General features: G+C 39.9%; 15 protein-coding genes. 6 read left to right on the plus strand and 9 right to left on the minus strand.

The window, feature by feature from the left end; all coding sequences use genetic code 11:
* Positions 1-381 precede the first annotated feature (381 nt).
* Genes AN391_RS17625 through AN391_RS17640 form a run of 4 tightly spaced genes read left to right on the plus strand, consistent with a single transcriptional unit; the run spans position 382 to position 5,406 of the window.
* Positions 382-1,299: a hypothetical protein gene (locus tag AN391_RS17625; protein ID WP_055016603.1), complete on the plus strand. Its 918-nt coding sequence runs from the start codon at positions 382-384 to the stop codon at positions 1,297-1,299.
* 5 nt (positions 1,300-1,304) lie between these two features.
* A complete protein-coding gene (locus tag AN391_RS17630) occupies positions 1,305-3,284 on the plus strand; it encodes a hypothetical protein (protein ID WP_055016604.1) in 1,980 nt (659 codons plus the stop codon).
* Positions 3,277-4,155 (plus strand): hypothetical protein, encoded by an 879-nt coding sequence (locus AN391_RS17635; protein ID WP_055016605.1) that lies wholly within the window; start codon positions 3,277-3,279, stop codon positions 4,153-4,155. Before AN391_RS17630 ends, AN391_RS17635 begins: the two co-directional genes overlap by 8 nt.
* A gap of 3 nt (positions 4,156-4,158) precedes the next feature.
* Positions 4,159-5,406, plus strand: a complete 1,248-nt coding sequence (locus AN391_RS17640) for an Eco57I restriction-modification methylase domain-containing protein (protein ID WP_055016606.1) — start codon at positions 4,159-4,161, stop codon at positions 5,404-5,406.
* A 31-nt stretch (positions 5,407-5,437) separates the two neighbouring features.
* On the opposite strand, the gene AN391_RS17645 is transcribed toward AN391_RS17640, so the two are convergent.
* Complete coding sequence (locus AN391_RS17645; protein ID WP_055016607.1) at positions 5,438-8,590, minus strand: DUF3427 domain-containing protein; 3,153 nt, start codon at positions 8,588-8,590, stop codon at positions 5,438-5,440.
* A 393-nt stretch (positions 8,591-8,983) separates the two neighbouring features.
* Positions 8,984-9,682: a hypothetical protein gene (locus tag AN391_RS17650; RefSeq protein ID WP_055016608.1), complete on the minus strand. Its 699-nt coding sequence runs from the start codon at positions 9,680-9,682 to the stop codon at positions 8,984-8,986.
* Between the two features lie 1,122 nt (positions 9,683-10,804).
* Between AN391_RS17650 and AN391_RS17655 the strand changes: the two genes are divergently transcribed.
* Positions 10,805-11,365, plus strand: coding sequence for a hypothetical protein (locus AN391_RS17655; RefSeq protein ID WP_055016609.1), 561 nt, complete (start codon positions 10,805-10,807; stop codon positions 11,363-11,365).
* A gap of 217 nt (positions 11,366-11,582) precedes the next feature.
* On the opposite strand, the gene AN391_RS17660 is transcribed toward AN391_RS17655, so the two are convergent.
* Positions 11,583-13,187 carry a hypothetical protein gene (locus AN391_RS17660; RefSeq protein ID WP_055016610.1) on the minus strand — a complete coding sequence of 535 codons (1,605 nt, stop codon included), beginning with the start codon at positions 13,185-13,187 and terminating at the stop codon, positions 11,583-11,585.
* A gap of 167 nt (positions 13,188-13,354) precedes the next feature.
* Positions 13,355-14,821 carry a dGTPase gene (dgt, locus tag AN391_RS17665; protein WP_055016611.1) on the minus strand — a complete coding sequence of 489 codons (1,467 nt, stop codon included), beginning with the start codon at positions 14,819-14,821 and terminating at the stop codon, positions 13,355-13,357.
* Between the two features lie 191 nt (positions 14,822-15,012).
* Here dgt and AN391_RS17670 point away from each other — a divergent pair, with 191 nt between their 5' ends.
* Entirely contained in the window at positions 15,013-16,236 is a 1,224-nt protein-coding gene (locus AN391_RS17670) for an alkaline phosphatase family protein (RefSeq protein WP_055016612.1), read from the plus strand.
* Positions 16,237-16,267: 31 nt separating this feature from the next.
* Here the strand turns inward: AN391_RS17670 and AN391_RS17675 are convergent, their stop codons facing one another.
* From AN391_RS17675 to AN391_RS17695, 5 genes are all read right to left on the minus strand, one after another.
* Complete coding sequence (locus AN391_RS17675; RefSeq protein ID WP_055016613.1) at positions 16,268-17,608, minus strand: ATP-binding protein; 1,341 nt, start codon at positions 17,606-17,608, stop codon at positions 16,268-16,270.
* Positions 17,598-18,290 carry a response regulator transcription factor gene (locus tag AN391_RS17680; protein ID WP_055016614.1) on the minus strand — a complete coding sequence of 231 codons (693 nt, stop codon included), beginning with the start codon at positions 18,288-18,290 and terminating at the stop codon, positions 17,598-17,600. Before AN391_RS17680 ends, AN391_RS17675 begins: the two co-directional genes overlap by 11 nt.
* Positions 18,290-18,823 (minus strand): PepSY domain-containing protein, encoded by a 534-nt coding sequence (locus AN391_RS17685; RefSeq protein WP_055016615.1) that lies wholly within the window; start codon positions 18,821-18,823, stop codon positions 18,290-18,292. The genes AN391_RS17680 and AN391_RS17685 overlap by 1 nt, the downstream gene beginning before the upstream one ends.
* Positions 18,824-18,959: 136 nt before the next feature.
* Entirely contained in the window at positions 18,960-20,276 is a 1,317-nt protein-coding gene (locus AN391_RS17690) for a DUF5666 domain-containing protein (RefSeq protein WP_055016616.1), read from the minus strand.
* A 156-nt stretch (positions 20,277-20,432) separates the two neighbouring features.
* Positions 20,433-21,176 (minus strand): zinc-dependent metalloprotease family protein, encoded by a 744-nt coding sequence (locus tag AN391_RS17695; RefSeq protein WP_055016617.1) that lies wholly within the window; start codon positions 21,174-21,176, stop codon positions 20,433-20,435.
* Positions 21,177-21,475: the final 299 nt, after the last annotated feature.

Raw genomic sequence — 21,475 nt, forward strand, 5'->3', positions numbered from 1 at the left:
TGGCGATGGCAACCAAAGAGAGGCTGCCGCCGACCTCTCTCTGGACTCTCTTGGCGCACCCGAGGATCACACTTGTTCCTCAAGTTAAAAATTGATGTGAACGTAAGCGCCGTGTATTCGCCATCCATGGCGAAGTCACGGCTTAACTTGCATTGCCTAAAGGGATTTAGGTACTTGGAATTTGTCGGGAACAAAATTCCGCCATGCAAGTGATTACTCATCAATTTATACCTTTCGGGTATGCTCACGGTGAGTTGGAGTGTGTTGGTAGATTGGTGTTTATGAAAACAGGTTCTTAAGCTCTTACTTGCTAAAAATAAATACACTTTTCCATAAGTGAGGCTTTACATAATATAGAGAAAATTAATCAGGAATAATTTGATGGATTGTAAAGATATTTTTAATACTTCCTTTGTTCATTCAGCTCTGCTTCACGCAAAATTGATGATTGATATGGGAATTTGGTCAGGGATTGAACGGCATAAATTTGATAGTTGGTGCCACCAATTTGAAGGTGAGACTGATAGAATCATTTTAGCTCTCTTATTAAAAAGCCTCGTTTATAGATCTAAAGAGCAAGTTAGAGCTTTGTTGTTTCAAGCCTTTGATAGAGGTATTCCACAAAAGCTTTTCGAGTTAACAGGTGACGAAGATGTTTTTGAAAAAATGAAGTTATTACAAAAACATTCTGGGATCCCTAAAAATGTACTGATAGTACCTGTGATAAGAGACTGTGAATCACCAACAAAAAGTGGACCACTTGTTGCTAGATTATTCAAAAAAGTAATAAACATAAACGATAAGATAATGAAGTGGCCATGGAATCTTGGTGAAATTAAAGATGTTGAAACAATTATATTTGTTGACGACTTTGTTGGTACCGGTAATCAGTTTCTTAAATTCTGTGAGCATCATATGCAAGGTGATATTTTTGAGTCAAATATAAACTTTATTTATGCACCGATTACTGCAAATAAGGAAGGGCTTGATAACATAGCAAAAAGTAACCCTCGTATTCACTTATGCCCTATTGAAATCGTAAGTGAGGAAGATAACTTTTTTAATGCTATTGAAAAAGAGTATTCTTTAAATCAAGGGCAATCCAAAGAATTAGAAGTAATGTATATGAGCTTTTTAGAAAAAGTTGATTTGCATAAAATAGGTCAAAACAAAGGTAAAATGGTCAAAGGTTATGGTGGGCTAGCTTTAACTTATGTATATGAACACGGCACACCTAACGGTTCTCTTCCTATTCTTTGGGCCAATAATAATAAATTTACTTCTTTATTTTCTAGGTGAAAATTATGTTTGATAAAGTAGAACAGGGTAAAAAAGTTACTTCCATTTTAGCCACTAATCGCACAGAGAATATAGGAATGGATGTCTGGGATGCATTCGTAGTACCTAGATATTTCGATCATCACGATTTTTTTAGTACGATGCCTTGTAAAATAGAGGGGGGGAGGGGATGTGGTAAAACTATGTTGCTCCGTTATTTGTCATATCAAAGCCAGTTTTCACCAAAAAGAACTTTTAGCGATGAAGTAGACCTTTCGCATATTGGACTTTATTGGAGAGCTGATACTCAGTTTTTAAGGCAGCTAAGTAAAAGAGGGGTATCTTCAGAGGATTGGAGTAAATGTTTTATACATTATTTTGTTTTAAAAGTTACTATTGAAGTGTTTAAATCGATTGATTTTATTGCTAAATCAAAAAATATGCTCTCTGATTTTTCAAGCAAACGTATAGTGGAGCTGGAATTGTATGACGAAACTCTTACTGGGCCTGTCAGTGAAATAAAGGTAGCTTTAGAAAGGATTAGGAAAAAATTTGAGTTAGCTATTTCAAATCCATCATTATTAGAAAAAGTCGTTTTCTTTCCATTTGATTTTCTTAAAAGTGCTTTAGACGAGTTACAGGTAATTTTACCAGAGTTATCTAAAACTAATTTCCATGTATTTATAGATGAATATGAAAACTTACTAAAATACCAACAGGTAATAGTTAATACTTGTGTTAAGCATTCCGAGCCACCAATAATATTTAAGATTGCATGTAAGAAAAATGGTATGCCATTCATCGAGACAACAGGTGAAGAGGCTATTGTTTTAAAAAATGATTACATCGTCCATGACTTAGATGAATACACATCAAAAGAATACAATATTTTTGCATCAGAGGTTTTGCTAAGTCGTTTATCAAAGGTTGCTGAACAGCAATCGAATATTTGTTTAAGTAATGCAGATAGTCTTCGAGCTAGGAGAGAAGAAGAGTATAAAAAGTCAATTTTGATAAGGGCTCGTGAGATTTTCCCTGGGAAAAAACAGTCTGAATTGGCTGAAGATGTTTTTAACAAAGCCTCTTTGCGTGGAAAGCTAAATGATATGTTGGTACAAGCATTGAAAAATAAAGGTTGTGATAGCCTGTGTGCTAAAGACTTTATAAAAACAGAAGCTAAAGAAGCTTCTATTGTTTGCACCGCATTACTAAACAGAGAGTCGATAGATCCTGAGGCTCTTTTAATTCAATTAATCAAGCATGTTGAAAAAGAAAAATCTCAATTTGACGATTGGATAGGTACAAATTTTGTTGGGTGTTATTTAAATATTATTCAACGGAGAAAAGAAGAAAATAGACTCTATTGTGGCTTCGATACTTTTATATCTTTGTCTCAAGGTAATTTAAGGCATTTCCTTGAGTTATGTAGAACTGCTTTTTCAGCAGGTTTTACTATTCAAAATAGTAACTTCTCTATTTCTCAGGACTACCAATCGTTTGCGGCAAATCAAACTAGTTCTTCACTATTTTCTGAGATTAAAAGTTTTAAACCCAAAGGTGAAAAATTACAAAATTTTGCCAATAGGTTAGGTGAATTATTTGCTTTACATCAATCCAGATTGAGCCAAAGTGAACCAGAAAAAAGCCACTTCTCGATTACTGGTGGCGCGACTTCGTTATCAAATGAAGAAAGGTTACTACTTGATGAATGTGAAAAGTGGGGAGTTCTAACCAAAGTAACAGCTACCAAAACTAAGTCTCGTTTAAGTATTGATGACTACGACTGGATATTAAATCCGATTTATGCTCCAAAGTTTGAGATTAGTTATAGAAAAAAGCGAAAATTAAATCTAAATAGTGAGGATATAAAAGCTCTCTTTTCAGACCAAAAATACTTATATGATGCTCTATACGAAAAGCATAAAAAGTTAGTAATTAATAAATCAGATTCATATGCTAAAGAAAAAGGTAATAGCTTAGGTACTAAGGATATGTTTGATGTATAGCATTGAATACGAAAGGTTTGTAGATATAAACTCTCATTGGAATATTGCTTTCTTTGGTACACATAATGATGAACGAGACAAAGCAACTAAAGAATATCTTTGTAGTAGTGCAGATAATTCTTTCCTAATAGAATATGATCTTGATGAGCTTTGTTTACTTATAGATAACAAGCAGGTACAACTTCATGAGCTAGGAGAGTGGCTTTTTAAATGCAAAGGGAATCGTGTTGTTATTGATGCTACTTCAATGACGGTAGCAGAGCTTTTCTTATTATCAAAAGGCTTATTTAGTTTAGAAATAAATGACTTTGAAGTTATATACGTTGAGCCGAGAGAATACACTAAAACAGAAGATGACTTTATGCTTTCTGATTCTGGTATTGGATTTTCTGGTGCAGGAGTACCTAGTTTAGCAATACCACATGATTCGGATGCTAAAAATCATGTGGTATTTCTATTAGGGTATGAAGGAGATCGGTTTGCTGATGCGATGGAAGTTATGCAGCTTGAATCAGAACAGATATCTTTATTTTTTGGTGTTCCTTCTTATAAATTAAATTGGGAAAAAAACTCCTACCTAGGTAATATGAAAGTGATAGAAGAAAATAGACTAAATGATAGGTTTATATTTTGTGGTGCCAATAACCCTGTCGCTGTATCTAGAGAAGTAGCTAAAATTAAGAAAACCTATATAGACTCACAACTATTTATAGCCCCTATAGGCACTAAACCTCAAGCCATCGGTTGTATACCAACCATATGTACTTCAGGTGAGGAAATGCCAGTTGGTGTTCTCTGGGATCATCCCAAGAGAAAACATGGTAGAACTAAAGGTGTCGCAAAAATATTACTAACAAAGAAGATTTTCTGATAGATGTTTTACTTTTACCCAACTCCAGAGCATATTGTTGAGAATATCGTTAAAAGGCACTCACCATCAAAGTTTGCTTCAGTTCTAGAGCCTTCTATAGGTGATGGAGCACTGCTAAAGGCTTTAAATACTTTGGGTAAAAAGATCACTTGTGTTGATATTAATAGTAAACGCTTAAGTGCAGTAGATTTATTACAAAATAGTCAGGAGTTTAAACTTATTCACTCTGACTTTTTAAATGTAAATTTTGGAGAGGAAAAGTTTGATTTAATCTTATGTAATCCGCCATTTGATGGTAAAAAACAGTATATATTTGCTAATAAAACTTTGCCAATTGAGGCCGCTTTTTTAAAGAAATCACTAGAATTATGCAGCGATGATGGGCGTTTAATTTTTATCTTACCTAGTTCAGTAACAAGAGGTACGAGATTAAAATGGTTTCGAGAATATATACTAGATAATTACTGTTTATCTTATTCTTATAAATTACCTAAATTCACTTTTAAAAAAGTAGAAGGTAATTTTTCTGTGTTAATTCTCGATAAAAAGAAAAAAAATAATATCACTATTTTTAGAAATGAAAAATCAGAGGTAAAAGTTAAGAGCCTTTTTAAAGTTACAAATAATATTAGTTTTGATGCCGATGAGATCATTGCTGCTAAAAACTATAGGTCTTTAATTAAAAATACAGCATTAGACTTAATACCTATAGATAAACTTTTCTCTTTCCAAAGAGGTGATATAAAATCAGATTATAAAAGACTTGAGGTTTTACACACTACGAATGCAAGCCAAAACCTAAAAGCTAGCCCAATAAGTAAGCTGTTTGTTGAAAGTGGTGATTGGATAATCAAAAGGGTTTCAAGAGATTTAACTAATTCACTAAGAGAATACGCGGGGAATAAAGTCTCATACACCGATTGTATTATTCGAATTAAGTCTATTGATAATAATTTTACATATAGAAATTTTTTCTCTTTAAGCGTCATGCTACAGGTTAAGGATTTTTGTGAAGTTATAACTAAGGGAAGTGGCGCGAAATATCTTGATTTTTCAACATTTAAAAAAATACAGGTACCAATAAACCTTCATTTAGCCTACGATTTTCATTACCGTTGCTTTATTAATGCTAATGACAATGAACGTATAGAGATCGCTAGGAAAGTAGCATTTATTTTTATAAATATGGCAAAAACTGACCACGTATATATTTCAGGTCTTGAAGATAAGTATGTAAGGTCGGTTGTTTAATATTTTACATAATATCCAAAGGCTTTTTAAATCACCCAACCGCTAATTTCCCAGCCTCATGCCACATTTCACTTGGCATAGGGTTGGTTAACTCCCACGTTATATTCATCGGCTGGCTGCCGTTGTGGCTTTGGTACTTAACCTCGCCGTAGTTTACAAACCCCATAGTTCGGCCGTTTTCGTCTTTACCTTGTTCGCGCACAAATAACAGGATGGTTTTGCCTGTTTTTTGGTGCTGAATATAACTTAGTCCACGGCCGTGTTCTGGGCGGGCGCTGTTTTGCGTTTGCCAGTGAAACAGGGTAGGGCTGATTGCGTAGTCGTGATACAGCGTGGTGGGCGAGTAGCTTTTTTCACACTTGTTGAGTGTTACAAATAGCAGCTCTAAGTTTTGATCATTGAATACTAGAACACCCTCACGAGCAGATGACTTTTGCTCAAACGTATGCGCGCCAAACGCGGCGAGTATTTGTTGGCGAGTGTAGCGGCTGTGTAATTTTATTGCGTGGTTTGGAAGGCACGCTAAATAGCTTTCTTGCTGGTGAATGCGGCTTATTAAAAGCGTTATCACTTGTACGAGTTCCTGCTGTAGCTCTTTGTGTTTGAGGGCTTGTAGGCTTTGCTCAAGGGTTTTAAACCCTAAACTTGTGCCAGTGGTATCCCAAAAGTTGTAATGCACCATAAGCGCGTACTGTTGGTTTTGTGGTGTTGAGGTAAAGCTAAAGTCGTTGTTACATAAATCACGTAAAAAGCATAAGTAACTGAGCGAGTCGCACCCGAGTAATTGAGTGTTTATAGCGCGGTAATACGCAGCGTAAATGTCGGCTTGCTCTGCGGGTATTTCATCACCTTTAAGCCAGTGCCAGCCGCCGAGTTTTTTATCTTTTGGTTTGTATATATCTTCAAGCGTGACTTGTGGGTTTATGCGTAAAAAATTACTGAGCGTTAGCGCGTCATTAGTATGTTGCGAATAGCTATTTATCAGCTGTTGCAAACGCCGCTTGGTGTTTATGGCTTGCTGAATATTTTTTAATATTGTTTGTTGAGTGCGCTTTTGTAGCTCAATACGGCAACCCAGCGGCAAATGTGGGAAGTTGTTTTCAATCTCGGTTTTTATTGGTTGGTTACTTTTACCAATTAGCGCGCGGAATTTACTGGCAAAGTCGTATTCTGGGCGGGCGTTGCCTACAAAATCGAGTACGGTGCAGCACTGTTTCTGGCTGTTATCGGGTAAACGCAAACCACGACCTAGTTGCTGTAAAAACAGTGTTAGGCTTTCAGTTGGGCGTAAAAATAACAGGGTATCTACTTCTGGAATATCGACACCTTCGTTAAAAATATCAACCACGCAAAGTATTTGTATTTCGCCTTGGCGCAGCGCTTGTTGTTTGGCCGCGCGCTCATTGGTGTTTTTGCTGGTCAGTACATCGGCACTTATATCTGCCAAGTTGAATTTAGAGGCCATAAACTCCGCGTGCTTTTGGCTTACACAAAATGCCAACGCTTTTATATCGTGAACATTAGTCACTATATCAGCAAGACTGGATATAATTTTGTTAGCGCGGCTGTTCTCCCCTGTATAAAGGTTACTTAGCTCGCTTATATCGTAACGGCCGCCTCGCCAAGTTATTTGGCTTAGGTCGGTGTCATCATCTAATCCAAAGTATTGAAACGGGCATAAATGGCGCTGGTTTATTGCCTCTGGCAAGCGAATTTCAGCGGCTATTACACCGCAAAAATCATCGAGTATATTGGCGCCATCTTGTCGCTCTGGTGTAGCGGTTAAGCCAAGTAATATTGCGGGCGTAAAGTAACTTAATATAGCGCGGTAACTGGTAGCGCTTATATGATGTACTTCATCTATCACTATGTAGTCGTAGTAATCGCGGGTTAAATTGAGCGATTCAATTTGGCTGTTCAGCGTTTGGATTGATGCAAATAATTGGTTATAGCGCTGTGGTTTGTAGTTACCTACCCACAGCTCGCCAAAGTCGTTATTTTTAAGCACGCCACGATAAGCACTTTGCGCTTGTTTGAGTATTTCTTCGCGGTGGGCGACAAACAAAAAGTGTGCGTTTGGATTTTTATCGTAAACGGTTTTAAAGTCGAACGCCGATATGATTGTTTTACCCGTGCCCGTTGCAGCAATCACTAAATTTTTAAAGCGATTATGCACGCTGCGTTCTACGCTTAGCTTTTCTAAAATAGAGAGCTGGTGCGTTTTTGGTGTTATATCAAAATAAAACTGGCTGCTAGATTGCCCAACACCGCGTTGCTCGTTAAGTGAATTAATGAGCTTTTCTTTACATTCAGCTTTGCCTGTAAATAACTCGAAATCTGGCGATTGCCAGTAGGTTTCAAAGGTACTTTTGGTTTTGGCTATTATGTGCGGTATTTCTTGCGCGGTAATTTTTAAGTTCCACTCAAGACCGCTGGTAAGCGCCGAGTGCGATAAATTAGAGGAGCCAATATAACCGGTATGAAAACCTGTATTACGCATAAACAAGTATGACTTTGCGTGTAGGCGTTCTTGCTGGTTGTTGTAGCTTAGCTTTACCTCTGTATTTGGTAGGTTGGCTAAAAAGTCAACTGCTTTAGCATCCGTTGCACCCATATACGAGGTGGTAATTACTTTGAGTTTATTGCCGCTTTTGGTAAACGCTTCAAGCTCATTTTTAAAAATGCGCAGCCCCGTCCATTTTATAAATGAGACCAGCCAGTAAATAGTGTCGGACGATTTAATCTCGCGTTTTAGTTCGGTTTCTAGCGATATGCCCGCATTAGCACCGCTAAATAACTCGCTTTGTGTAAGCCCTGTGAGTGGAAATATATCACTTGAGTAATCTTTAAGGTTGGCTGCAATGGGGTTTTGGGTATTAAACAACGCGGTAAGTATTCGGCCTTGGCTGTCGATCAGGTTTTCGTTAATTAGCTCATCATCACGAATATGATCTTTAAGCCAAAGTACAAGGTTGTTAGCTAGGCTAATTTGTTCTTGTAGGCGCTCGTTTGAGTTAGGGATTGCATTAATAGCATGCTCAACAAGCTTACCTAAAAAGCGTGAAAGCCATGTTGCCGCTTCGGCCGTTTCAAGCTGGCGTTCGCCAACATAAAATTGATCACGATTTAAGTTTTGCTCAATTACTTGCGTAATTAACTGCTCGTAAATACCAATTTGCTGCATTAAAACCACTCCCTGTTAGCGAGTAGTTAGTTTACTTAAATACGGTACAGCTACAAGTAATAATCGACTAAGTTACTAGTAATTAAGTACAAACGTGTGAGTTAAGTATTAGCCGAGAGAACAATTAAAGGACGATGCTAAGAAATTATCCCCTTCAACTTCACCTGAAAACACATAATTAATGAGTAATTACCTCACATGGATGTGAGAAAAGCGATGCTTGCACATGGATGTGCTTTCATCGCGTTTACGTTCATATTAATTTTGTGTTTAAAGATAAGTGAAGTTGTGGGGCGCCGTGGGGTTCCAAGGGGCGGTCGGCGGTATCCGCCCCTTGGTTGCCGCCAGCAATCTGGCAATAATCGAATAAAGCTTGAAAGTTAGATGAAAAAGTTAAGCTTTTTTGTTATTGGCCTCTACTTCTAGTGATGCTCTCTGTTCAGCAATCTCATTAGCATCAATTAAAATTACTTTAAAAAATTCTAATTTATCTATTGTTTTTAATATGACTATAACACCGCCATATAGACCGAATAAAAAGGCAAGTGCATATATATAAATTGTACTCCCCTCATTTTTATCAAAAAAATTACTAAATGCGAAATATAAGGTTATGCAGTAGGGAATAATCCCTAGCTTTTCTATTGCACCAACTAAAAAACCTATTCTTCCTTTCGTTCTTTCAATATCGTAATTAAGTCTTCTAATTGATTGAGATAGTTCATAGCTCTGAAATGTTGAAAATTTATTTACAAGGCTTGCATGCAAGCTTATATCGTTCATTATTGGTTTAAAGAAGTCATAGCTGGGGTTTTTTAAGGCGATAAAAGTATTCATCATAAGTGTTATAAAAAGATAAATTACAGGGGTGATGAAAAATATCATTGCAGTATAAGGGTAAGTATTTTCTAAAATGACAGAATAATCAATACTTGAAACAGAGGGGAATACTGCAAATATTATAAAGTAGAGGACTAAAAATTTAGCTAAAAATGATTTCCAGCTCTTAATATTCAAACTACCGAAGAAGTTGCTCTTCAGGTGATCTTGCGATTTTAAAACATCTTCTAACTCATTAAATACTTTTTGCATGTATACAACTCCCTAGTTTGTAGTAGCTAGCTTAATGAAAATGGGTACAATAACAAGTGTTAATCACTAAGTTACTAGTAATTAGGTACAAACGTGTGATTTAAGTGTTAGCCGAGAGAGCAATCAAATGACGATGCTAAGAAATTATCCCCCTTCAATTTCACCTGAAAACACTTAATTAATGAGTAATTACCTCTCATGGCGGAATTTTGTTCCCGACAAATTCCAAGTACCTAAATCCCTTTAGGCGATGCGAGTAAAGCGATGCTTGCACATGGGTGAAAAACGTAGTTTTGAACGAGAGGGTAGGGATACCCGAACTGGGCAGCGTACAGGGATGTGAAAGTTGTGCGTTCATCGCGTTTACGTTCATATTAATTATTTGTTTAAAGATAAGTGAAATTGAGGGGCGCCGTGGGTGACGAATGACCAAAGCGTAGCTTTGCAGCTTGAGGAAGTGGAAGCATGGATGCTGACAGGAACCCGGCTTCAGGGATGAATTATTAGCAGCAGAGCTTGTTTGAAGAAGACCGCCCCTTGGTTGCCATCGCCAACGCGATATAAGTAAATTATTTCAAAAGCTCCGTTTTTCGCGCGAGCAAGCTGTACGCCTACGTCGAGTTTTAATAGAACACTTTGATATAACCTGTAGACGCGCAACTTGTTGGCGTTATAAAAGCTCCGCTTTTACGGTGTTAATTTATTAAGTAATGAGACGCTGCGCGTCTAACGTTAGCAGGCTTCGCGGCTGTATGTGAGTGCCTTTTTTATGTGTTTTTTACTTTGAGTAATTTATTTAAGTTTTTGTAACAATCGCTGTAAACTTTTTAGTGGTGGAGTTGTCATAAAAGGTGTTGCCTTTTACAGATTGTTACAAATAAATAACCTGCCAGCTAGTTGCTAATAAGCGCGTAGCTGTTGCTAACATTATAGTGTGGCGATATGGGTTTAACGGGTTGATGTTAAATTTTAACATTTATTAAATTGTGCTTTTAATTGGGGCGACCTAGTATTAAAGATTGACAGTACACACCCAAACAAAACATAATATTAACATTAGCTACACTTGAAAAGCATTTCACTTAATTGTATTGCGTAAATTGGTTAAAGGAGGGAAGTATTATGAACAAATTACTCATTGCATGCGCTATTACTGCTGCAACGTTGTACGTGTTTAAAAACGATTTGACCGCCTTGGCTCAAAATACCTCTTCAATAACTAACACCACTGCCACGCAGCCTGCTCAACCAATTGTGGTAGATATACAAGCAATGCAAAGTAGCCAGGGTATAACCAACAACAATGGCACGCCCCTTACCGAGCAAATAGTCATTACCCCGCAAGAGGTGGGTGAATACTCTGAGCTTGAAGGCGCTGTTAATACTCAAAGCCCGGTTGATATAACTCAGTCAGAACAAGTATTTTTAAACAAAGTGCAAAACAGCTTTGCTGAAAAGTCGTTATTTTTATACAGCTTTGAATGTAAGCAAAACGACTGTAATGCGGGCATTGTTGCAACCGATGGACAACCTAAGCACGAAGATATCGCTGGCGTGTTAGCCGATTTATCGGCGTCGGAAGAGTTTGCTAATCATTCTGTGCAATTAGCGGGTGTGGCGGTAAATAACGATGGTATTTTGCAATACGATTTAAACATTAAAAACATGCTCCCTAATAACTAAATAACGTATGTTTAGTCGCAGTAGGCGCATTTTCCACTCTTAAGTTCATACTTACAATAGCGCGTTTAATTAAGCTTAAACTCTATATTTTTAAACAAAAAAGCGGCTTTTTAGCCGCTTTTTTGTGTTTGTAGCTTTTTATTAAATCATGTTTACTCTGTTGAGATAGCGCACTCATTGCGTTAAAAGTTATCAATATAAAGCAGTAACATGCTCGCTAATCTTTTGTTTTCATGTTTTTTGCCCGCTCTTCTGCCTCGATTAAGGCTTGAGATTTAGGCGCTTTCTTTTTTGGCTCTATTACGGGCTTTTTATCTGAATTTGGATCCCAGCTTTCATCTAGCGATAAATTGGCAAATGGGTTGCTAGAGTCTGCTTGCTTGGGCGCACTTTTCGGCTCTGGTTTATCCGTAAGTGGTGATTCGTGGGCCTCTGGCGCCGGCGTATCTAAAGAGGGGCCGTCACTAGATTTTACTGATGCGTTTACTGGTTCAGGCTTTTTACTTGCCTTTAATGGCGCGTCGGGGTTGTAGGTACGTACTTCGGGCTCTTTAAAGTCGTGTTCGCCATTAAACGTGGTTTGTTCAAGCTCGCTGTTTTTATCGCCAGTATGCAGGTGCGCGCTGGTATTTGGCTCGCTAATCGGGTTACTTGGCGCGGCCGGTTCGTTTATAAGTGTTGACTCGTGTGGTTTAACTTCTTCAATAGGCTCGGCTTTTGGTTTTTCAACCGCACTGCTTTGCGGCTTGCGGGGTCGCTTAACCGAAGGCGCATCTGGGTCAAATTCTCTAACTTCGGGCTCTGCAAAACCGTTTGCACTTTGTATACGCGCTAATGTGTTTTTAGCGGCGGCTTCAAACTCGGCGGTGTTTGGCTCTGGCGCTACTTTTTTAGGCTCAGGTGCTGGTGCATCTTCTTCTGGTTTAACTTGCTGTGGCTCAGCCTCTGTTGCAGGTATTGGCGCGTTTGTTGCCTCGTTAATAGGCGTATTAGGGCTTACTGGTTTAGGCTCGCTTTGAGCTGCAACCGTGTGTGAAACTGGCTTTGTAAGCTCATCACTTTGGTCTGCGGCTTTGGGCGCTGTTACGTGCTTTGTACTTATATTGCTATTTTTAGCAAGCGTGTCTGTTGCGGTTGGCGCAACAGGCGGCTCGGGCTTATTTTGTTTAGCGCGGCGTAAACGTATAACCACCATGGCGCCAATTAATACCACAATAAGCAGTAGTAAACTTGGTAACAGTAATGAACTTGGCGGCTCTGCAACCGGCGCAGGTATAATTACTGGTGCCGGTTTTGGCGTAGTATTAACCGTTGGTTGCTCTTTTTTAGGCGCTGCTTTAGGGGCGGCTTCAGTGGCCACCGGCTGCGCTTGGTTAGTTGTAGGTGTTAATTCGCTGCTATTAGGTGCAAGTTCGGGTGTAGGCGTACTTGCTGCATCCTCATTAATTTTTGGGCTTTGCTCGCTTATTGGGGTAGTAGGTTGAGTGGTTGTTGTGGCTTTGCTTGCACTTTGTTTTATGGCTTCTTCTGCTGCATTTATTTGCTCAAGCAGCGCTTGCTCTTGCTCGGGAGTAAGTGCAAGCGGTTCTGGCTCTTGTTCAACCACTGGGGGCGCTACTGGTTTTGTTTGTACTTGCTTAGGTTTATTACAGTTTCTGTTAAAATCGCGTGCGGCCTTACGATACTGCTGGCTGGCTTTATTATTACTGTACTGCTGCATTTCTTGCTTAATTAAAATACACATGGCTTCGTTATAGGCAGCGCTTTGGCTGCTGTAAAATAAAGCAAAGCAAAAAATAAGTTGAGAGAGTCTAATAATCATAAAACACGGCGCTTAAGTATCAATAGTCTGATTTTAAGCGCAAAATTAAAATATATCTAGGCACTAAGGGCGTGTTGACCTTTGCGGATTGAAATTTGTTCAAACTAGGGGCAATTAAATCAAGGCGCGGGGTTTGTAACCTAGTGAGATAAGTAAAAGCCCCCTCGTTAATCAATCACCATTAGGCTGCGGTACTCGTCGTAGGCAAATTGGTCGGTCATGCCACTTATGTAATCTTGTATTAGCCTACAGCGGTAGTAAAACTCGTAAGCGGCAAAGTGGTCGGGCTCTTCTTGCATGGCATCTATAGCGTGCTGATAACTATTTAAGTGCTTTTTAGAGAGCTTTTTAACCAAACGCGATTCGATTAATAAGCGTGAGTCGCCATTGAGTGCGCGTTTAAAGTCGTCGCTGTTAAGTTGCAGCAGTGGCTTATAACAGTCGAGCAGGCCATTAATTATGCGGTAGCCTTGCAGTTCTAGTTTTTCTACCTCTTTGTTAGAAAACACATGTTTAAGCGCCACTTGTTTTAAGGTTTTAGTAACCGCATGCAAGTGGCTGCTATCTTCTAGCAAGGCTTGGTTAAAGTCGCCGTGGTAAATAGGCTCAATGTGCTCTATAAAACGCTTGGCGGCGTGATTTACAAGCGGGTGGAGCAAGGCTACTCGCAGGTATATAAAAAATTCGCTGTTAAAATTATAAGGCTGTGCATTGGCGCGCTCTAGTGCGTAATCTACCGCTTTATCTACAAAGTTTAGGTGTTCGGTGTCGTCAATGGTTAGGTTTATTAGGGCTTTTTTATATTCACTTTTCAACTGTTGGCAAAGCAGCTCGGTGGTTATTATATCTTTTTCTACGGCGTCTTCTATGTCGGCTAGGCAGTACGAAATATCGTCGGCTGCTTCCATAATGTAACTGGCCGGATGGCGGCAGTATGGCTCTATAACCAGCTCGTTTTGTAGTGCCTCTACAAAGGTTTTTTCACTGTAGTAGTAACCTACTTTTTTCATTAAGTAGTTTTTATTTTGCGGTATGTCTTTTGGGTTTAAGCCTGCAGGGCGGGTGTATTTTAAAATGCCTGCGCTTTGGCAATAGGTTAAGTTTAAGCCCAGCAGTGAATGAATGATACGTATGCCTTGAGCGTTGCCTTCAAAGTTACAAATATCGTGCGCTAAGTGTTTAAAAATAACCCCTATGCCGGTATTTTGCTCTTGGCAGCGCGCAGGTGTAACGCTTGCTAGGTTGTTATTAAACCAGTGGTTTATGGCGGCTTCGCCAAAGTGTCCAAAAGGTGGGTTGCCAATGTCGTGCATTAGGCAGGCCATTTCTACCAAGCTTTCGAGCGGGCGCTCTAGCCCTTTTAAACCAAACTCGGTTTGCTGCTCAAAACTTAAATTGGCAAAAATGCGCTGCACTATAAAACGCCCTACTTGTTGTACTTCAAGTGAGTGGGTTAAGCGCGAGCGTACCGCGGCGTTACGCTCTAGCGGAAAAACCTGGGTTTTTTGCTGTAGGCGGCGAATAGCAGCACTGTTAATTATGCGCCCGCGGTCGCTTTCCATTGCCATTTGCAGGTTTGCGGTGGTGCGATACATGCGCGCTGGGGTTATTTTTTTACTAAAGTCGATAGTCATCTGTATCCTTGCTAAGTGGTGACGACTGGCAAAGTAAATGCGCGTTGTCATTCGTTTTAAATACTTACTTGTTAATATATACATCTAGGCGAGTTAGGTACAGGTGTGTGTATCATTTAAGGCTTAGCAATTGTATTATAAAGCTATATTTTTCAGTATTTAACGCATTTTAATCTAGGCGAGTATTTGTAATGAAGTATGTATTTTTAAAGGCGATAATGTTGGCGCTTTTAGTGTTAACCAGCCACGTGGCTTATGCGGCAAAAGAGCAAACCGTTGTACTTATATCAATAGATGGCATGCGTTGGGATTACATAGAAAAACACGGCGCATCTAATTTAAAAGCCATGGCTACTAAAGGTGTACGCGCACAAAAGCTAATGCCGGTTTATCCCACAAAAACATTTCCTAATCATATTTCTATTATTACTGGGTTATTGCCGGTGAACCATGGCATTGTAGATAATAAATTTTGTGATAAAGCGCGTAAAAACCAGTGTTACAGCATGGGTAAAGCGCAAAACGACAGCACTTGGGTCAACGGTATTCCACTTTGGAATTTAGCTAAAATGCAGGGCTTAAAGTCGGCTACTTATTTTTGGCCAGAGTCGGATGCACGCTTTAACGGTATGACGCCTGACTATTATTTTCATTACTCTAAATACAGTGACTACCAAAGCCGCGTTGATCAAATAATTCAATGGCTAAGCTTACCTAAAGCGCAGCGCCCGCGTTTTGTGGCAAGTTATTTTTCGCTGGTTGATAGCATGGGGCATGAGTTTGGGCCCGATGCGCCGCAAACACGTGATGCAGTTAAGCAATTAGATGACCTTATGGGGCAATTGCAGGCGCGTTTAAGTAAATTAGAGCAAGATATTAACCTTGTTATTGTGTCTGATCACGGTATGGCGCATGTGGACCCTGAGCAAAGTATTGATATTACAACCTTGCCTAAAAGCGATAACTTTATAGTTAAAAATACGGGGCCGCGTTTGCTTATTTATGCAAAACCTGGGGTAACAAGCGAGCAAGTTGCAACTTACAAACAAGCCTTACAGCACGCAGCAAACGGCCGATATACGGTGTTAAATGACCAGCAATTAGCGGCTTATCATTACAATAAAGGCACGCGTGTAGGCGATATTGTTGCGCAAACGAATGCCCCTGCGGTGTTTACTAATGAAGGCAAAGCAATGTACTTAGGTACACATGGCTATGCTTACACCGACGATATGGCAGCCACGTTAATTGCGATAGGGCCTGCGTTTAGACAAGGGCTAAGCCTTGAAAAAGTAAATAACCTTGATATTTACCCAGTGCTTGCAAAGGTAATGGGGCTTAAGCTATTAAATAAAATAGATGGCGACGGTAAAACTCTTATGCCAGCTATTAAGCAAAAAATAGTGGTGCAATAGCGCCACTTTTTCTAGCCCCAAAGTAGCTCACTTAATTAAGCGGATTGGTATCGCTGATTGTGCTGCTAAATCCGTGTTCGTCACTGTTAAGCGTTAAAGTAAAGTTATGCCTATCGCAAATTGCTTTTACGGTAGCAAGGCCTAAGCCAAATCCGTCTTTTTGCCGTGCAATATCGCTTCTGTAAAAGCGCTTAGTAAGTTGACTTAATTGCTGTTTATTAACCCCTTTACCGTTGTCGCTAATAGTAATGCTATTTTGTAATAGAGTAATCGTTATAGTGGCGCCGTTACCTGCGTATTTAATGGCGTTTTGCAGCAGGTTATAACACGCTTGAAACACGAGGTTTTTGTCGCCTTCAATTATAAGGTTGTGGTTTTTAAGTAGCGTTATTTGCTGCTGATTTTGCTCTGCTGTGGGCTCTAGTATTTCTATTATGTCGTTAATTAAAGGCACTGCGTGTACAGGCTCTAATTTTAGCGGAAACTGCCCATGCTCTAAACGAGTAAGCTTTAACATAGCGTCAAAGGTGTGCAGTACGTTTTCTAGTTGCTCTATTGCAAGCCCTAGGCTTGGTTGTTTTAACGCTTCTTGCTCAAGCATTAAACGTAAACGCGTTAGCGGGGTTTTTAAGTCGTGTGCTATGTTGTCGGTTATGCCTTGCACAAGGGCAAAGTTTTCTTCAATGCTTTGCAGCATGGTATTAATGTGTTTAGCGAGGGTTACAAATTCGTCGCCTTTTTGTTTGTGTACAACGCGCGCCGATAAATCGCCTTTTTGCACTTGCTCTGCCACATTATTAAAGTAATTTACGCGTTGTAAATGGCGCCTAGCAAAAATATACCCAAATACACACGTTACAATAAGGCTGAGTATGCAAGCCCATATTGCAATTGTTTTAAACTCGGTAATTAAGCGGCTTAAATGCTCGGTTGGCGTGGCAATAACCACGGTGCCATGCTGAGTTTTAACTAAACCTGTGGTAAGTAATCTAATTTGCTCGCGTTGCGTATCTAATACCGGAAACTCCACCGTTTGAGGTAGTTGAGGTATATCGTTTGGCAAAAAGCTTAAACCTTGGCTTTGTTCGTTGTCGTTTTGCCAAAACATTAAAATGCCACCTTCGTTTTTAAATACGTTAAGTTGTTTAAAAAACGAGGCTTTATCAAATTTATTGGCAAGCCCTTGTATTCTTACTTGCTCTGCATTTAAACGCCTGTCTACCTGGCGCGTTTGCTCACCAAGTAATAATTGATAAATAAGCACAATACACAGCACCAGCACCACCGAGGTAATTGTGGCAAAGGCAAGCGTTAAGCGCCACACCGAGCTTACACGGGGGTTAAATTGCCACCATAGCGATTTATTGTTCATTGTGCTGCGCTTTTTGTAACCGATACCCCACGCCCCGTATAGTTTGTATTTCTACGGTGGCATGGTGCTGCATAAGTTTTTTACGAAGCCTGGCTATGTGTACATCTATTACGTTGGTTCCGGGGTCAAAATTATATTCCCACACCGATTCAAACAATAACGTGCGTGTAACTAGCTTGTCTTTATGATCTAGCAAAAAGTGTAATAGTTTAAATTCTTTAGGTTGAAGAGTGAGTGTATTGCCGTTTACCTGCGCTTTATGGTGGCGATAATCTAAGCGTACGTTTTCAAACTCTAAGGTGGTGCTTTGCTCGCTTGCAGGCGAAGGCCTGTTTATCAGTTTTTCTACACGTATGGCCAGTTCAGAAAACGCAAATGGCTTTGTTAGGTAGTCGTCGCCGCCCGCTTTTAAACCTGCTACGCGTTCGTCTACTTTATCTAATGCGGAAAGAATAAGTACCGGGGTACGCTTGCCGGTGGCCCTAAGTGCGGCCAATACTTGTAGCCCATCAAGTTTAGGTAACATACGGTCGAGTATTATTATGTCGTGCTCTTCGCAGGTGGCCATAAGCAGTGCTTGCTGGCCGTCTTCGGCAGTGTCTACGGTGTAGCCTTGCTCGTTAAACGCTTTGTATAAAAACTCACGATTTTGTTTGTCGTCCTCTACTAGTAGCAGCTTCATTAATTACCCCAACGCAGTAAAGGCAGGTTTTTACCTGTGGCTAAATCTATGGCTTTTTTATGCCGACCTTTTGCTGTAATAAAGGTGGCAACAAGGTAGGTTATGCCTATGTCTTGCTCTAATTGCGACTCAATTAAGTAATAAGGCGGCGCAGGGCTTAACTGCTTAACTAGCTGATGCATTTGGTAATTTTTTTTCTTCATTAGTTTGGCTGCAGCTACTTCGTCTTCTTCGTCAAGTTCGGGTTGTTCATACTCCTGCTCAATAACCTGCCCTTGGGCATTAACAATTAACTCAATAAAACGGTTATTGTTTAAATCAAACAGCGTGACTTCGTAAACGGTAATGCCTTTTTCAAACTCAAGTTCAAACTCTACAATAATGCCTTGGCTTGCAAAGCTTTTTTCTATTTTTGCTAAAATTTGCTGTGCAGAAGGGGCGTTAGCTTGGCTGAGCTTATTAAAAATAGCGGAGCTATTAGCGTGGCAAAATGCGCTCGCAAACAGGGTTACAGTTAATAAAATATATTTCATAAATAGGCTCTTGTGGCTTGAACGTTATTTTATGCGTTAGTTTATCAAATAAACAAACAACTCTGTTTAACTTTAATAGGGCTTGTTACCGTAAAAGGTAACAAGCCCTTTGCAAAGTTAAGCGTAACTATTGTAGTTAATTGTCTAATACGCAGGCTCTTACCTGGTTAGCACTCACCCATTGGCACTCAAGATCTACATACTGGCCGTTAAATTGTGCTAACGAGCTATCTTCGCTCACATAACCCCATATTGAGGCTTGGCCATTGTTATTTAACGCTACATTGCCTTTTAGGTCTATGGTGTTGCTGTCATCCTCAATGTCTACTTCGCTGACTAGGGCTTGCTCAGCGGTATAGGTGCCTTCGAGTTCTAACCATTGGCCGTCTAATGTTGCTGCGGTTAAACCATCTTCGTATTGTGTTTGATTGGTTAATGTAAAGTTTTGGCCGTTAATCGTGGCTGTGTTATTGGCATAGCTAACAAGCCCCGATACAGAAAATGTATAGTGCGAGGTACTTGGCGCTGTATTAGTGTCTTCAAATTCAATGCTTGTGGCCAATAATTTGCCATTACTTTGCTGCCATTGGCCGTCTATTTCTACCTGTTGGCCTGTGACTAAATTAGCGGCGGTGCCATCTTCGTATTGGGTTTGCTCGTTTAATGTTACTTGCCACTGAGTATTAATAGTTATAAGCGTTTGGGTATTATTTACAAAGGTAATAACGCCTTCAAGCTCTGTGTATGTGTTATCGCTAAACGCAGGGGCTTGCTCAGCATCTACCTCACTGGCAATAACGTGTTGTTCATTAAATATGCCTTCTACTTCTACAAATTGGCCATTATTGAGCGCGCCTTCAACGTCGGCTTGTTGATAATTAATAAGCAAGTCACCTAAATTAAATGTGCCAGCTTGTGCATTTAAGTGAGTAATGCTGCCTTTTAGTTCAAGCTCTTCTTGTGGATTATTTACAGGCGCCTGGTAGGTCACTGTAATGCTATTGGTTGAGTCGCTGTAGCCGCTAATTTCAAGCAGGGCGCCTTGCGACAGGCCTGCGCTTTGCACGTTGTTTAGCTGTGTACCTGCTATGGTTAATGTATCGCCATCAATATTTACAGGGCCTTTTAATAAGGGCTCGTACTCAACTTCGGTGGCTTGCGAGCCATTTGTTTCAACTTCTAGGTACATGCCTGTTTGAATATCGGATAGGCTGGCGTTAATGCCATCTATTTCTATCTCTGCGTTACTTGCTGGAATAGTGTGATTATTAATAGTAATTGCATTGTCGCTTACCTCTGACACTTGGCCAATGATAACACTTGGAAAATTACTCACCTCAGAAATGGCGTCTGTGTTTTCATCACTTGAGCTGCTTCCGCAGGCGCTTAAAGCAAGTGAAATAGCAGATAACGAAATGAGTTTAACGGTTGTGTTTAATGGTGATTTAATCATAGCTTACTCCTTGTTTTTGATATGGAATAAGTGTACCTAAGCAAGGTTATTTTTAAGGTGGACGCAAGATTAAATTTTGTTAATGTTTGGGGTAAACAAAAAAGAGCGCCAGAGCGCTCTAAAGGGAAAAAATACAAACGGTTAAACTAATTTAGGTTATTTAAAATTAGCAATGCTTGTTTTAGTGTCGGTCACGGTGCGAATAGCATATGCTTGGCCAGTTACACCAAAGGCTAGGCCATTTACACTCCAATTAGGATTTGAGAAGTAATCGTATTGGGTTGCGCTGCCGTACACGTGCGGGTAAGCCATAATGCTGGCAAATTCGTTTTGCACACCGTGGCCCATACCATCAACATATACTCCACCTGAGGTGTCACCTTGTTTGCGTGAGTGCGCTAAACCTTGGTTATGACCAAGCTCGTGCACAAACGTAGTAGCACCACAATCTATAGCCGTAATTGAGTACATACGGTCGCTCATTGAGCTGTATAAATTACCGTTAGTGCCTTGGCCAACCCATGCTAAACCACACGAAATTAAACCATTGCCCGCACTTTGACCAGTACCCAGCACGGCTACCATGTCGGCTTTCCAGCTAGTGCGTAAACCATCTACATAGCTGCTGTTTGTTACTGCATCTAACCAGTCTTCAGACGGTGTAATGGCATAATCGCCAAGGTTTTCTGTGCCCGCTAAACGCAGTGTAATATCTACCCCATTTTGGCTATAAACCTGGTTACTAAAGGCGATCAGCTGGTTTATTTTAGTGTTTATATTACTTGTTGCTGCGGCCGATTGGTCGGTATATAAAATACCAATATCAATCGTTACTGCCTGTGCTGCACTTGTTGCAAATAGTGCGCTGGCAATGGCTGCCGTAGTGATTAGTTTTTTCATTTTTATATTTCCTTACTTATGTAGTGGTTGGAAGTTTTACTGCTGATTGACTTAGGGCGTGTTGATCTTTGATGGTTGAATTTGCAGCAGTATGTTTGGTTTTTAGGCAAGGCAGAGCCTATGAAGTGTGGTTATTCCCCATAAATAGGCGATAACGCTGCATAAATGCCAAACATGCGCTGCCCTGCGGGTTCTGCCTAGGGGCGATAAACTCTTTGTTGCTCGGTTTTTACTTAGCCCACTAGGTTACAAACCTCGCGCCGCGATTTAATCGCCCCTAGATTGAACAAATTTCAATC

Source organism: Pseudoalteromonas sp. P1-13-1a (genome assembly GCF_001401875.1).
Taxonomy (GTDB): Bacteria; Pseudomonadota; Gammaproteobacteria; order Enterobacterales; family Alteromonadaceae; genus Pseudoalteromonas.

Bases quoted from the DNA above. Each gene is read 5' to 3' on its own strand.
- AN391_RS17625 (WP_055016603.1), top strand. From the start codon at position 382: ATGGATTGTAAAGATATTTTTAATACTTCCTTTGTTCATTCAGCTCTG.
- AN391_RS17630 (WP_055016604.1), top strand. From the start codon at position 1,305: ATGTTTGATAAAGTAGAACAGGGTAAAAAAGTTACTTCCATTTTAGCC.
- AN391_RS17635 (WP_055016605.1), top strand. From the start codon at position 3,277: ATGTATAGCATTGAATACGAAAGGTTTGTAGATATAAACTCTCATTGG.
- AN391_RS17640 (WP_055016606.1), top strand. From the start codon at position 4,159: ATGTTTTACTTTTACCCAACTCCAGAGCATATTGTTGAGAATATCGTT.
- AN391_RS17645 (WP_055016607.1), bottom strand. From the start codon at position 8,590: ATGCAGCAAATTGGTATTTACGAGCAGTTAATTACGCAAGTAATTGAG.
- AN391_RS17650 (WP_055016608.1), bottom strand. From the start codon at position 9,682: ATGCAAAAAGTATTTAATGAGTTAGAAGATGTTTTAAAATCGCAAGAT.
- AN391_RS17655 (WP_055016609.1), top strand. From the start codon at position 10,805: ATGAACAAATTACTCATTGCATGCGCTATTACTGCTGCAACGTTGTAC.
- AN391_RS17660 (WP_055016610.1), bottom strand. From the start codon at position 13,187: ATGATTATTAGACTCTCTCAACTTATTTTTTGCTTTGCTTTATTTTAC.
- dgt (WP_055016611.1), bottom strand. From the start codon at position 14,821: ATGACTATCGACTTTAGTAAAAAAATAACCCCAGCGCGCATGTATCGC.
- AN391_RS17670 (WP_055016612.1), top strand. From the start codon at position 15,013: ATGAAGTATGTATTTTTAAAGGCGATAATGTTGGCGCTTTTAGTGTTA.
- AN391_RS17675 (WP_055016613.1), bottom strand. From the start codon at position 17,608: ATGAACAATAAATCGCTATGGTGGCAATTTAACCCCCGTGTAAGCTCG.
- AN391_RS17680 (WP_055016614.1), bottom strand. From the start codon at position 18,290: ATGAAGCTGCTACTAGTAGAGGACGACAAACAAAATCGTGAGTTTTTA.
- AN391_RS17685 (WP_055016615.1), bottom strand. From the start codon at position 18,823: ATGAAATATATTTTATTAACTGTAACCCTGTTTGCGAGCGCATTTTGC.
- AN391_RS17690 (WP_055016616.1), bottom strand. From the start codon at position 20,276: ATGATTAAATCACCATTAAACACAACCGTTAAACTCATTTCGTTATCT.
- AN391_RS17695 (WP_055016617.1), bottom strand. From the start codon at position 21,176: ATGAAAAAACTAATCACTACGGCAGCCATTGCCAGCGCACTATTTGCA.